The following is a 12,867-nucleotide window of genomic DNA, read 5'->3' on the forward strand; positions in this document are numbered from 1 at the left end:
TGGGAGGCCATGGAAACCTACCTGAACCGCCGCCAGCCGCTGATCATCATCGCGGGCGCCGACTACGGCCAGGGCTCCAGCCGCGACTGGGCCGCCAAGGGCGTGCGCCTGGCCGGAGTCGAGGCGGTGGTGGCCGAAGGCTTCGAGCGCATCCACCGTACCAACCTCATCGGCATGGGCGTGCTGCCGCTGCAGTTCGTGCCGGGCACCGACCGCAAGACCCTGGCCCTGGACGGCACGGAGATCTATGGCGTGGAAGGCGAGCGCACGCCGGGCACCCAACTCACGCTGGTGGTCGAGCGCAGAGACGGCCAGACGCTGCGCGTGCCGGTGACCTGCCGGCTGGACACGGCCGAGGAGGTATCGGTCTACGAGGCGGGCGGCGTGCTGCAGCGGTTTGCGCAGGACTTCCTGGCGCAGGCTCAGGCAGCCTGAGCAGGGAGCGTGCCAGCGGCCAGCGGCTGGCGCGCCAGCTCGATGAAGGCCTGCAGATAGTCGGTCTGCAGGTCCGCCACCCGCGCGCCCAGGAAGATCTGCTTGGCAATGCCCTTGGCGCCCAGGCGCACGGGCACCACGTCCAGCTTGCCCGCGTACTCCTGCACCAGCCAGCGCGGCAGGGCCGCCACGCCCCGGCCGCTGGCCACCATCTGCATCATGATGTCCGTGGTCTCTATGGCCTTCTGGCGGCGTGGCGTGATGCCGGCCGGCATGAGGAACTGGTTGTAGATGTCCAGCCGGTCCATGGGAACGGGATAGGTGATCAGCACCTCGGGCGCGAGCTGGGCGGCTTCCGCGAAATCGGCCCCTGCCAGCGCATGCGCGCTGGAGACCACCAGCACCTGCTCGTAGTCGAACACGGGCACGAACTCCAGGCCCGTCTTGAACAGCGGATCGGGCGTGACCAGCAGGTCGATCTCGTAGCCGAACAGCGCGCCGATGCCGCCGAACTGGAATTTCTGCTTCACATCCACATCCACATCGGGCCAGCTCGCCAGATAGGGCGCGACGATCTTGAGCAGCCACTGGTAGCAGGGATGGCACTCCATGCCGATGCGCAGCGCGCCGCGCTCGCCCTGGGCGAACTGGCGCAGCCGCTCCTCGGCCAGGTCCAGCTGGGGCAGCATGCGCTGGGCCACGGCCAGCAGGTACTGGCCGGCCTGCGTCAGGCGCAGGCTGCGGCCTTCGCGCAGCCAGATGTCTGTGCCCAGCTGCTGCTCCAGCTTCTTCATGCTGTGGCTCAGCGCCGACTGCGTCACGCACAGCACACCGGCTGCTGCCGTCAGCGAGCCCTGTTTTTCGACTTCACGGACGATGGCGAGGTGGGTGCGTTCGAGCATGTTGGTGAGAAAAATTCATGGATTTTTGAACTAGAAAAATTTTAGTTCATTGATGTGAATCCATTCCATGACTGCCTTCATCGATTGAAAGCAGTGCATGACCATCATTCATCACCTCGGTTTCCCCATCGGCGCCCGGCGTGCTACGCGGCTGGTGCGCCGGGCTGCAGGGCGCCGTGCAGGAAGGCCTGCTCCATCACGGCCGCCACGCTGGCCCGCGCAACACGGCCGCGCCGCTCCGCATCCAGCAGGCCCACGGCCATGGAAAGCCACAGCTCGGTCATCGCCGCTGCCGTGATGTCGATGCGGAACACGCCGGCCTGCTGGCCGCGCAGGAAAAAGGCATCCATGGCCGCCACCCATTCGCTCTCTATCTGGCCGACCACCGAGATGTCGGAGCGCCAGAAATACATCAGGAACAGCAGCAGCGTCTGGTGGTCCTGGCAGTGGGCGGTGAGGCGGCGCAGCGCCTCCAGCGGCGCGTGGCGCTCCAGCTCGGCCGCGTGCATGGCGCGCGACAGGGTGTCGGCCGCATGCCCTATGAGCCGGTCGATGAGCTGGTCGCGCGTGGGGCAGAAGCGGTAGAGCGTGGCCTTGCTGATGCCGATGGCGCGTGCCAGCTCCTGCAGATTGGCCTTGGGATCGTCCAGCAGCGCCAGTGCCAGTGCGCCCAGCAGCTTGCCTTCGTCCTCTTGCTTGGTGCTCGTCATCGCTTGTCATGCCTCCTTGGAAAGTGCATGGATTTTATCTGTTGATTTTTCAAAGCATCAAATGAATCGATGTTGACTCATTTGATTCTGATATGTACCATCGCGGCCTTCGTATCGAACTCAATCAGGTTGTGAACATGAGCATGCGTCTGAACAAGCGACGTGGCCTGCCGCTGGCGGCCCTGGTGCTGGCCGCCCTGGCCACCCTTGCAACGGGCTGCGGCCGCAACGAGGCTCCGGCCGCAGCGGGTGACGCGCTGCCGGTGGTGCAGGCCGTCACCGTGCAGCCCGCGCCGCTGGCCCTGTCCAGCGAGCTGCCGGGCCGTATCGAGCCCGTGCGCGTGGCCGAGGTGCGTGCGCGGGTGGCCGGCATCGTGCTGCGCCGCCATTTCGAGGAAGGCGCCGACGTCCGGGCCGGCCAGGTGCTGTTCCAGATCGACCCGGCGCCCCTGCGCGCCGCCCTGTCCCGCGCCCAGGGCCAGCTGGCCAGCGCCGAGGCGGCCCTGCTCGAAGCGCGTGCCGTGGTCGGCCGCAACGCGCCGCTGGTGGCGCAGGAGGCGGTCAGCCGCCAGGACTTCGAGGCCATGCAGGCCCGCCTGCAGGCGGCCCAGGCCGCGCGGCAGTCCGCCCAGGCCGAGGTGCAGGCGGCCGCCCTGAACCTGGAATACGCCACGGTCAGGGCGCCGATCGCGGGTCGCATCGGCCGTGCGCTGGTCACCGAGGGCGCCCTGGTGGGCCAGGGCGAGGCCACGCCCATGGCGCTGGTCCAGCAGCTCGACCCGGTCTATGCCGACTTCCAGCAGCCCGTGGCCGAAGCCCAGCGCCTGCGCGCGGCCCTGGCCGAGGGCCGCCTGGCACAGACGGCGGGCAAGGACGGCACGCCGGTCTCCCTGAAGGTGGACGGCACGGGCCTGCAGCGCACGGGGCGGCTGCTGTTCTCGGATGTGACGGTGGACCGCGGCACAGGCCAGATGGCGCTGCGCGGGCGCTTCGACAACCGCGACGGCATGCTGCTGCCCGGCATGTATGTGCGCGTGACCGTGGGCCAGGGCGTGGACCCTGCCGCCATCCTGGTGCCGCAGCGGGCCGTGCAGCGCAGCACCGACGGGCAGGCCCACGTGCTGGTGGTGGATGGCCAGGACACGCTGCAGATGCGCCCCGTGCAGACCGCGGCCATGCATGGCGCGCAGTGGCAGATCAGCGCAGGCCTCAAGGGCGGCGAGCGCGTGGTGGTGGGCCGCATGGCGGGCCTGCAGCCCGGGGCGCGGGTTCAGGTCACGGCCCTTTCCGATGCCGCGGCCTCCCCTACGGCGGGGCTGTCCGGCACCTTCAGCGCCTCCGGCAGCTCCGCCACGTCCAGCGACTGAGCCGGCGCCTGCCCAAGGAATAGACCATGTCCAAGTTCTTCATCAACCGCCCCAACTTCGCCTGGGTGGTGGCCATCTTCATCATGCTCGCCGGGCTGCTGGCCATACCGGCGCTGCCCGTCTCCCAGTTTCCCAACGTGGCGCCGCCGCAGATCTCGATCACCGCCAACTATCCGGGCGCCTCCGCCACCACGGTGATGGAGTCGGTGACCAGCGTCATCGAGGAGGAGCTCAACGGCACCAAGGGGCTGCTGTACTTCGACTCCTCCAGCGGCTCCACGGGCCTGGCCGAGATCACGGCCACCTTCGCCCCGGGCACCGAGCCCGCGCTGGCCCAGGTGGAGGTGCAAAACCGCATCAAGAAGGCCGAGGCGCGCCTGCCCGCGTCCGTGATGCAGATGGGCCTGCAGGTCGAGCAGGCCAGCGCCAACTTCCTGATGATCTACTCGCTGACCTACAAGGACGGCAGCGGCAGCGGCAACAGCGGCAACAGCGAGGTGGCCCTGTCCGACTACGCCGTGCGCAACATCAACAACGAGATCCGTCGCGTGCCCGGCGTGGGCAAGGTGCAGTTCTTCGCAGCCGATGTGGCCATGCGCGTCTGGGTCGATCCGAACAAGCTGCTGGGCTACGGCCTGTCGGTGGCGGACGTGAACGCGGCCATCGCCGCCCAGAACGCGCAGGTGCCGGCCGGCAGCTTTGGCGCCTCGCCCGCAGGGCCCGGCCAGGAGCTGAGCGCCACCATTGCCGTCAAGGGCACGCTGGCCTCGCCCGAGGAGTTCGGCCAGATCGTGCTGCGTGCCAGGGCCGATGGCTCGGCCGTGCGCCTGGCCGATGTGGCGCGGCTGGAGGTCGGCCAGCTGGACTACAGCTTTTCCTCGCGCGAGGACGGCCGCCAGGGCGTGGCCGCCGCCGTGCAGCTGGCGCCCGGCGCCAACGCCATGCAGACGGCCAAGGCCGTCAAGGCGCGCCTGGCCGAGCTGTCGCAGAACTTCCCCGCCGGCATCCAGTACGCCGTGCCCTATGACACCTCGCGCTTCGTGGAAGTGGCCATCGGCAAGGTCATCCAGACCCTGGTGGAGGCCGTGGCGCTGGTGTTCCTGGTGATGTGGCTGTTCCTGCAGAACCTGCGCTACACGCTGATTCCCACCATCGTCGTGCCCGTGTGCCTGGCCGGCACCCTGGGCGTGATGTATGCGCTGGGTTTTTCGGTGAACATGATGACCATGTTCGGCATGGTGCTTGCCATCGGCATCCTGGTGGACGACGCCATCGTGGTGGTGGAGAACGTGGAGCGCCTCATGGCCGAGGAGGGGCTGTCGCCGCTGGCCGCCACGGTCAAGGCCATGCAGCAGGTCTCGGGCGCCATCGTCGGCATCACCCTGGTGCTGGTGGCGGTGTTCCTGCCGCTGGCCTTCATGAGCGGCTCGGTGGGCGTGATCTACCGGCAGTTCTCGCTGTCGCTGGCCGTGTCCATCCTGTTCTCGGGCCTGCTGGCTCTGACCTTCACGCCGGCGCTGTGCGCCACGCTGCTCAAGCCCATTGCCAAGGGCCACCACGCCGAGCGCAAGGGCTTCTTCGGCTGGTTCAACCGCCGCTTCGCGGCGCTGACCGAGCGCTTCGACCTGCTCAACCAGCGGCTGGTGCGCCGCGCCGGGCGCTGCATGCTGGTGTATGCCGCCATCGTGGCCGGGCTGGGCGTGGCGTACACGCGCATGCCCGAATCCTTCGTGCCCTACGAGGACATGGGCTACTACATCGTCGGCGTGCAGCTGCCGCCGGGCGCCACCACGGAGCGCACCAAGGCCATGGTCAAGGACATGGAGGACTACATCCAGGGCCGCCCCGCCACGGCCCAGGCCGAGTTCCTGATGGGCTACAGCTTCTCGGGCATGGGGCAGAACGCGGCCCTGGCCTTCGTCACGCTCAAGGACTGGTCGGTGCGCGGCGCCGGGCAGGCGTCGTGGGACGAGGTGCAGGCCTTCAACCAGCGCTTTGCCCGCCTGTCCGACGGCACTGTCATGGCCGTGGACCCGCCGCCCATCGACGGCCTGGGCAACTCCGGCGGCTTTGCGCTGCGCCTGCAGGACCGCGCCAACCTGGGCCGCGAGGCGCTGATCGCCGCGCGCGACCAGCTGCTGGCCAAGGCCAATGCCTCGCCCATCATTGCCTACGCCATGATGGAAAACCTGGAGGATGCGCCCCAGCTGCGGCTGGACATCGACCGGCGCAAGGCGCAGGCCCAGGGCGTGGATTTCAGCGCCATCAACACGGCCCTGTCCACCGCCTACGGCTCGGCCGTGATCAACGAGTTCCCCAACGCCGGCCGCCTGCAGCGCGTGGTGGTGCAGGCCGATGCGCAGGCCCGCGCGCGGCCCGAGGACATCCTGCGCCTGCACGTGCCCAACGCCGCCGGCCAGCAGGTGCCGCTGTCGGCCTTTGCCACGGTGCGCTGGGAAAGCGGGCCGGTGCAGATCTCGCGCTACAACGGCTATCCGGCCTTCCGGATCTCGGGCGATGCCAGGCCCGGCCACACCACGGGCGAGGCCATGGCCGAGCTGGAACGCATCATGGCCGAGATGCCGCGCGGCATCGGCTATGAGTGGACGGCCCTGTCCTTCCAGGAGAAAGCTGCCGGTGCCCAGGCGCCCAAGCTGTTCGCGCTGGCCATCGTGGTGGTGTTCCTGCTGCTGGTGGCCTTGTACGAGAGCTGGAGCATTCCCGCCGCCGTGATGCTGATCGTGCCCATCGGCGCGCTGGGATCGGTGCTGGCCACCTCGGCCGTGGGCCTGTCCAACGACGTGTACTTCAAGGTGGGCCTGATCACCATCATCGGCCTGGCGGCCAAGAACGCCATCCTGATCGTGGAGTTCGCCAGGGACCTGCATGCGCAGGGGCACAGCCTGGCGCAGGCCGCGCTGCAGGCGGCGCGGCTGCGCTTTCGGCCCATCGTCATGACCTCGCTGGCCTTCATCCTGGGCGTGGTGCCGCTGGCGCTGGCCTCGGGCGCGGGCGCCTCCAGCCAGGCCGCCATCGGCTTCGGCGTGATCGGCGGCATGCTGTCGGCCACGCTGCTGGGGGTGGTCTTCGTTCCCGTCTTCTTCGTCTGGGTGCTGTCCCTGTTCCGGCGCAAGGCGCCGGCCGGCACCCCGCCTGCCCTGCAGGCCCCGGCAACCCCCATCGAGTAAGCGCCATGTCCATGCACTTCTTCCCACGCGCCCTGTGTGCGCTGGCCGCCAGCCTGGTGCTGGCAGGCTGCTCCCTCGCCCCGGTCCACCAGCGTCCGCAGGCGCCCATTCCCACGCACTGGCCGCAGCAGGATGCCGCGCCCGTGCTGTCCTCGTCGGCGGCCACGCTGGACTGGAACAGCTTCATCGCCGACCGCCAGCTGCGCCAACTGGTGGACCTGGCCCAGGCCCACAACCGCGACCTGCGCCAGACCCTGCTCAACGTGGAGGCGGCACGCGCCCTGTACCAGGTGCAGCGCGCCGACCGCCTGCCGGGCGTGGGCCTGCAGGGCGGCGGCACGCGCCAGCGCCTGCCGGGCGACATGAATGCCACGGGCCAGCCGCAGGTGCAGTCCAACTGGCAGGCCGGCCTGGGGCTGGCCGCCTTCGAGCTGGACCTGTTCGGCCGCGTGCGCAACCTGTCCGAAGCCTCCCTGGGCGAGTACCTGGCCACCGAAGAGGCCGCGCGCGCGGCCCGCATCAGCCTGGGTGCCGAAGTGGTGCAGGCCTACCTGTCCCGCGACGGGGCCCTGCGCCGGCTGCAACTGGCGCAGAGCACGCTGCAAAGCCGTGAATCCTCGCTGCGCCTGACCGCGCAGCGGCGCCAGGCGGGCACGGCCACGGCCCTGGACCACCAGGACGCCCTGGGCCTGGCCGCCCAGGCCCGCGCCGACGTGGAGCGCAGCGAACGCGAGCTGCGCCAGGCCGGCAACGCCCTGCTGCTGCTGACGGGCGTGGAGGATCTGGGGCCGTACCTGTCCGCACAGTCCGCAGGGTCTGCACAGTCGGCAAAGTCGTCCGACGTGCCCATGCTGCTGCAGGACCTGTCGGCCGGCACGCCTTCCGAACTGCTCATCCACCGCCCGGACATCCAGGCGGCCGAGCACCGGCTGCGCGCGCGCAGCGCGGACATTGGTGCGGCGCGCGCGGCCTTCTTCCCGCGCATCTCGCTCACCGGCTTCCTGGGATCGTCCAGCGCCGATCTGTCCGACCTGTTCCGCTCGGGCCAGCGCGCCTGGTCGTTCACTCCCCAGGTCACGCTGCCCCTCTTCGACGGGGGGCGCAACCGCGCCAACCTCGACCTGGCCGTGCTGCGCAAGGACATGGCCGTGGCAGCCTACGAGCAGGCCATCCAGACCGCCTTCCGCGAAGTGGCCGACGCCCTGGCCGCCACCGACACGCTGCGCCGCGAGGAAGCCGCGCGCCTGGCGCTGCGCGACAGCAGCCGCGAAAGCCTGCGGCTGGCGCAGGCCCGTTACCAGGCGGGGGTGGACGACCATCTGCGCTACCTGGACGCACAGCGCAGCGCCTTCGCCAATGAAAGCGCCTACATCGATACCGTGACCCAGCGGCAGTTGGCGCTGGCCCAGCTGTTCCGCGTGCTCGGCGGCAGCTGGACTGCGCCGCCGCCGCCATCACCACCGCAGTCCCAGCCTGTGGCGGCCTTCCAGCAGCCCTGAGCACCGAGCAGCCCTGAGCCCCGGCTACGCCGCCTCTACCCGCGCGTTGTAGGCCGCCAGGGTCCGCTGCCAGGCGGGCCGGGCCAGGCATCTGTCGCGGTAGGCGACCACGGCGGGGCAGGGCGCGGTCAGCGTGCTGTCCGGGATGCAGGCGAGCACATGCGCCATCAGGATGTCGGCCACCGTGAATTCGTCGGTGGCAATGAAGCGGCGCCCGTCCAGCCAGCGCTCCAGGTTGCCCAGCATGCGATGCGCCCAGCCCACCAGGAATTCGCGGTGCTTGCCGCAGCTGCCATCGGCCGTCCAGTCCAGCACCATCAGGCTGAGCAGCGGCGGCTCCACCGTGTTCATGGCTGCAAAGCACCAGCGCAGCACCTGGGCCTCGCCGGTTGCATCGGAGGGCATCAGCCGGTCGCACTTCCTGGCCAGATGCAGCACGATGGCGGCCGACTCCGAAATCACCTGCCCGTCATCGTCCAGCGCAGGAATCTGCTCGAAGGGGCTGAGCCGGCGGTAGGCCTCGGTGTTCAGGTCGTGCGCGGGATGGTCCATGCCCGCGATCTCGAAGGGCAGCTGCATCTCTTCGAGTGCCCACAGTACGCGCAGATCGCGCGTGCGGCCGCGCGCGCCGGCATTGACCCTGGAAAAACCATAGAGCTTGAGCATGGTGGCGTTCTCCGCAGTGGTGATCCTGCCGGCCATGCTACTCGTGGCTGCCGAGGTGTGGGCATCACCTGGCGTCCCGTTCACGGCAGCGCGTTCACAGCGCCCCGAACACCTCGGGCAGGGCGGCATCGCGCGGCATGCCGCCATAGCTCTTGGTGCCGCCCTGGCTGTCGATCACCACGATGCCCGGCGTGCCACGGAAGCCCAGGGACATCATCAGCTTGCGGTGGGCCTCCAGCGTCTTGCGCACGTCGGGGCTGACGCTGAAGGCGGGGGCTATGCCGCCCTGGGCGGACTTCTTCTCGTGCTCCATCAGTGCGGACGCGCGGTCCGGGGCCTGCAGGATGGCGGCGGCCTTGGCGGGGCTGTCGTCCCGGATCACGCCCACCAGGATGTGGCGCAGCTGCACCTTGCCTGCGTCCACCCAGGGACGCGCGGCCTCCCAGAACTTGTGGCAGTACTTGCAGTTGGGGTCGGTGAAGGTATAGATCACGCGCGGCGCATCGGCCTTGCCGTCGGGCACCCAGTTGGAGGCCTCCAGCTGCGCCTGCACGGTGTCGCCCGCCGGCTTGGCGGCCTGGGCCTTGGCCTGGGAGGCCTGGGCCGTGGCAGGGCCTTCTGCGGCCGTGGCCCATCCCGCCGCCAGAAAGAGGCTGGCAGCCATGCCTGCAAAAAGGACGGTGCGTTGAAGATGCATGGGAACTCCTTGAAACGGTTGAATGAATGAGGGTGCGGCGCTGCGCGACAAGCGTGCAACGCCTGGTGCTGTGGCAACAGCGGCGGACGGTGTGAGTCGGAGTGCATCCGCCGCGTTCCATCGGTCCAGGAAATCGCTTGCGGCAATCTCGCACACGACGGCCGACCGACCACGCGCCGCTGTCGCTGCGTTGCAGCCCATGGGCTTCGCACGCCGCTGATTGTCATTGACACCCTTGCAGATGCTGCGCATCGGCGCTGGGCAGTCGTCATTGCAGACAGCCAGGGCGAGTGGGGCAGGGGGGAGGAGGGCTTGCGCCCGGCGCGGCAGGCAGTCTTGAAAGCGGGGGCCGGTCCCGCCTCCGTGCTCAGGGCGCAGCGGCAATCTCGGTCTGGCCATTGGGCCCGGCCACCAGAGTGACGGGCAGGATCTGGGCCAGCATGCGTGCGAACTCGGCGGGGCGGCTGGCCTGGTAGGTGCCGCCAATGCGCAGGGCCGCCACGGCCGGGTCGTGCACCACCAGGCCGGTCGGCCCGTAGCGCTCCAGCTCGGCCAGGGCGTCGGCCAGGGGCGTGTTCTCGAAGCGGATCAGTCCCTTGCGCCACAGAGCAATGCTGCCGGGCGCCACAGCCGACACCGGACCGAGCACGCCTGCAGGCGACACGCTCAGGGCCTGGCCTGCGACCAGGGAGGCGGGCGCGGCGTCAGCGGCTGCAGCGCCTTGCGCACCGGCCACGCGCACATGGCCTTCCTGCACGGCTACCTGCACGCTGCCCGCCTCCATGCCCGTGGCGCGATAGCGCACGGAAAACCGCGTGCTGCCCACGGTGACGCGCGCCGGGCCGGCCAGTACATGAAAGGGCCTGTCGCTGTCGGGCGCCACGGCGAACAGGATCTGCCCTTGCGTGATGCGCACCTCGCGCCGGTCGCGGTACAGGGCCACCTGCGCCTGGGTATCGGCATCCAGGGACAGTGCGGTGCCGTCGGGCAAGGTGATGGTCCTGGCCTGGCCGCGTGGGGTCAGGTGGCTGCTGGTGAAGGTGGGCTGCTGCTGCCACTGGTGCCAGCCCACGCCCACGGCCAGGACCAGGGCCACCGTGCAGCACAGGGCCGCCAGGGCAGGGCGCGGCAGCAGGCGGGACCAGCTCCAGCCTTGGCGCTCTTCGGAGGACGGGCGCTGCGGGGCCGGTTCCGGGTGTGCGTGAGGCGCCGACTGCGAGCGCCGGCGTGCCTGCTCCGCGCGCAGGCGCGCCACCTGTTCGGGGGGAATGGCCCGCGCGGCCGCCAGGCTCTGGCCCAGGTGGCGCAAGGCGGCCTCGTGCGCCGTGCTTGCTGACAGCCATTCAGTGAATTCGGCTTCTTCTTCGGCGGTCAGGCCTTGCTCCATGCGCGTGTGCCAGTCGGCCGCAGCGAGGTCGATGGGGTTTTGCCCGCGGAAGAACTCTTCCAGTTCGCGCACCTGCGCAGCCTTGTCCAGGGGCGCGGTGCAGGAGCGGTAGCGGCGCATGCGTGCGGATTCCCGGCCTCAGAAGCTGGTCCAGTCCTGCGATTCGGCAGACGGTTTGGCCGCAGCGAGGCGTACAGGTCGTGCAGGGCGCGCACCGGCTGAGGGCTGTGCCGGCGCAGGCCTGGCCGGTGCCAGCGCAGATGCCGTGGCCGCGCGGGTGGGCACGGACGCCGGCAGCGGCGCCTGCAAACGCGGCTGCTGTGCCGCGCCGTCCTGGTCGCCCAGGCGGAAGATGGCCACGGCCTGCACCAGGCGCTGGGCCTGGGACTTGAGGCTGGAGGCTGCCGCCGCGCTTTCCTCCACCAGGGCGGCGTTTTGCTGCGTGACCTGGTCCATCTGGCTCATGGCCTGCCCGACCTGGGCCACACCGGCGCTTTGCTCGTCGCTGGCATTGCTGATCTCGCCCATGAGGTCGGTCACGCGCTGTATGGATTGCAGCACCTCGGCCATGGTGGCGCCGGCCTGGTCGGCCAGCTCCGCGCCCTGGCTGACGCGCGTGGCGCTGTCAGTGATGAGCTGCTTGATCTCGCGGGCGGCCTGCGCGCTGCGCTGGGCCAGGGTGCGTACCTCGGCGGCCACCACGGCGAAGCCCTTGCCCTGCTCGCCGGCACGCGCGGCTTCGACGGCGGCATTGAGGGCAAGGATGTTGGTCTGGAAGGCGATGGAGTCGATCACGCCCACGATGTCGCCGATCTGGCGCGAGCTGGCATGGATGTCCTGCATGGCGCCCACTACTTCCTGCACCACGGTGCCGCCCTTGGCCGCGATCTGGCTGGCGCCGCGCGCGAGCTGGTTGACCTGGCGCGCGTTGTCCGCGTTCTGCTGCACGGTGGAAGACAGCTCGTCCATGGAGGCTGCGGTTTCCTGCAGCGCGCTGGCCTGCTGCTCGGTGCGGCGGCTCAGGTCGGCATTGCCCTTGGCGATCTGCTCGCTGGCCACGGCCACGCTGTCGGCGTTGTTGCGCACATCGCTGACCACGCTGGCCAGGCTCTGGTGCATGGCGTTGAGCGAGGCCTGCACGCTGCCGGCGGGCGCTTCGCTGCGCACCAGTCCGGGGTCGAGGTTGCCGTCGGCGATCTGGCGGGCGACTTCACCGAGCTGGGCAGGCTCGGCCCCCAGCGCGCGTGTCAGGCCGCGCGCGATCAGCCGGCCCATGAGCAGGGCCAGCACGAAGGCGACCGCGCTCACGCCGATCTGCATGTTACGTTGCTGCACATAGGACTGCGTGGCCTGCTCCACCATGACCTGGGCGTGCTGGCGCGTGAGCTGGCTGTACTCGTCGGTGGCCGCGATCAGCTGGGCCAGCAGCGGCCGGCACTCGCTGTTCATCTTGGCAATGGCCTCGTCCCTTTGCTGGCGCAGCGCCAGCGAAACGATGTCCAGCGCCACCGGGCCATATCGCTGCTCTATCTGGTCGATGCGGGCGACCAGGGCGCGAGCCTCTTCGCCCACCCCGGGCGAGGCCACCAGGGCCTTGAGCTGGTCCAGGTGGGACTTGACCGCGGCATGGGCGGCGTACACGGCCGTTTTTTCCATGTCCAGATCGGCTGGCGTGTTCACCAGCACCAGGTTGCGCGCCGCGATGGCGCGGCTGTCCACGGCCGCGAGCACCTGTTCGGCCAGATGGGCGCGGGCGTTCACGCCGTCGACGAACTGCGTCAGGTTGCGGTCGGAACCGTCCAGCGCATGAAGGGCAGATACGGAAACCAGTGCGACCAGTAAAGCCAGGGCGGTAAAGGCGGCGTAGAGCTTGGTCTTGACGGTCCAGGTGCGGAGATTCATGGCGCTTTCCAGGTAGGTGGTGCAAGTATCAGTTTCTATCAAAAATAAATGATCAATTTGATAAAACCCTAAGGGTGAATTGTTAAATTTCAACTTGAATTGACAAATTTAGGC

Annotated in this window: 9 protein-coding genes and 1 pseudogene; 4 read left to right on the plus strand and 6 right to left on the minus strand. The window is 69.4% G+C overall.

Annotated features, from left to right (window positions below):
• Window positions 1–435, plus strand: a pseudogene (locus tag ACM14_RS25975) (Fe/S-dependent 2-methylisocitrate dehydratase AcnD); the annotation flags it as partial.
• Here ACM14_RS25975 and ACM14_RS25980 read toward each other — a convergent pair.
• Together ACM14_RS25980 and ACM14_RS25985 are read right to left on the minus strand one after the other, a co-directional pair.
• Window positions 423–1,337, minus strand: a complete 915-nt coding sequence (locus tag ACM14_RS25980; RefSeq protein ID WP_065347769.1) for a LysR family transcriptional regulator — start codon at window positions 1,335–1,337, stop codon at window positions 423–425. The pseudogene ACM14_RS25975 and the gene ACM14_RS25980 overlap by 13 nt on opposite strands.
• A 143-nt stretch (window positions 1,338–1,480) precedes the next feature.
• Window positions 1,481–2,047, minus strand: a complete 567-nt coding sequence (locus ACM14_RS25985) for a TetR/AcrR family transcriptional regulator (protein WP_013800498.1) — start codon at window positions 2,045–2,047, stop codon at window positions 1,481–1,483.
• Between the two features lie 137 nt (window positions 2,048–2,184).
• Between ACM14_RS25985 and ACM14_RS25990 the strand changes: the two genes are divergently transcribed.
• From ACM14_RS25990 to ACM14_RS26000, 3 genes are read left to right on the plus strand one after another with little or no spacing between them, the layout of a single operon-like run.
• On the plus strand, window positions 2,185–3,414 hold the full coding sequence (locus ACM14_RS25990; RefSeq protein ID WP_065347770.1) for an efflux RND transporter periplasmic adaptor subunit: 1,230 nt from the start codon (window positions 2,185–2,187) through the stop codon (window positions 3,412–3,414).
• Between the two features lie 26 nt (window positions 3,415–3,440).
• Window positions 3,441–6,602 carry a multidrug efflux RND transporter permease subunit gene (locus ACM14_RS25995; protein ID WP_065347771.1) on the plus strand — a complete coding sequence of 1,054 codons (3,162 nt, stop codon included), beginning with the start codon at window positions 3,441–3,443 and terminating at the stop codon, window positions 6,600–6,602.
• A gap of 5 nt (window positions 6,603–6,607) precedes the next feature.
• A complete protein-coding gene (locus ACM14_RS26000) occupies window positions 6,608–8,101 on the plus strand; it encodes an efflux transporter outer membrane subunit (RefSeq protein WP_065347772.1) in 1,494 nt (497 codons plus the stop codon).
• 24 nt (window positions 8,102–8,125) lie between these two features.
• On the opposite strand, the gene ACM14_RS26005 is transcribed toward ACM14_RS26000, so the two are convergent.
• The 4 genes from ACM14_RS26005 to ACM14_RS26020 all read right to left on the minus strand — a co-directional run bounded on the left by ACM14_RS26005 (window position 8,126) and on the right by ACM14_RS26020 (window position 12,753).
• Window positions 8,126–8,803: a glutathione S-transferase family protein gene (locus ACM14_RS26005; protein ID WP_254662142.1), complete on the minus strand. Its 678-nt coding sequence runs from the start codon at window positions 8,801–8,803 to the stop codon at window positions 8,126–8,128.
• Window positions 8,804–8,861: 58 nt separating this feature from the next.
• A complete protein-coding gene (gene dsbG / locus ACM14_RS26010) occupies window positions 8,862–9,464 on the minus strand; it encodes a thiol:disulfide interchange protein DsbG (protein ID WP_065347773.1) in 603 nt (200 codons plus the stop codon).
• A 367-nt stretch (window positions 9,465–9,831) separates the two neighbouring features.
• Window positions 9,832–10,971 (minus strand): FecR family protein, encoded by a 1,140-nt coding sequence (locus ACM14_RS26015; protein WP_065347774.1) that lies wholly within the window; start codon window positions 10,969–10,971, stop codon window positions 9,832–9,834.
• A gap of 18 nt (window positions 10,972–10,989) precedes the next feature.
• The gene (locus ACM14_RS26020) at window positions 10,990–12,753 is read right to left on the minus strand and encodes a methyl-accepting chemotaxis protein (RefSeq protein WP_065347775.1); all 1,764 of its coding nucleotides are present in this window, start codon (window positions 12,751–12,753) and stop codon (window positions 10,990–10,992) included.
• Window positions 12,754–12,867 lie beyond the last annotated feature (114 nt).

It is taken from the genome of Delftia sp. JD2, from assembly GCF_001682645.1.
Lineage (GTDB): Bacteria > Pseudomonadota > Gammaproteobacteria > Burkholderiales > Burkholderiaceae_C > Comamonas > Comamonas acidovorans.

Coding starts and splice junctions, on each gene's coding strand:
- ACM14_RS25980 (WP_065347769.1), bottom strand. CDS start 1,337: ATGCTCGAACGCACCCACCTCGCCATCGTCCGTGAAGTCGAAAAACAG.
- ACM14_RS25985 (WP_013800498.1), bottom strand. CDS start 2,047: ATGACGAGCACCAAGCAAGAGGACGAAGGCAAGCTGCTGGGCGCACTG.
- ACM14_RS25990 (WP_065347770.1), top strand. CDS start 2,185: ATGAGCATGCGTCTGAACAAGCGACGTGGCCTGCCGCTGGCGGCCCTG.
- ACM14_RS25995 (WP_065347771.1), top strand. CDS start 3,441: ATGTCCAAGTTCTTCATCAACCGCCCCAACTTCGCCTGGGTGGTGGCC.
- ACM14_RS26000 (WP_065347772.1), top strand. CDS start 6,608: ATGTCCATGCACTTCTTCCCACGCGCCCTGTGTGCGCTGGCCGCCAGC.
- ACM14_RS26005 (WP_254662142.1), bottom strand. CDS start 8,803: ATGGCCGGCAGGATCACCACTGCGGAGAACGCCACCATGCTCAAGCTC.
- dsbG (WP_065347773.1), bottom strand. CDS start 9,464: ATGCATCTTCAACGCACCGTCCTTTTTGCAGGCATGGCTGCCAGCCTC.
- ACM14_RS26015 (WP_065347774.1), bottom strand. CDS start 10,971: ATGCGCCGCTACCGCTCCTGCACCGCGCCCCTGGACAAGGCTGCGCAG.
- ACM14_RS26020 (WP_065347775.1), bottom strand. CDS start 12,753: ATGAATCTCCGCACCTGGACCGTCAAGACCAAGCTCTACGCCGCCTTT.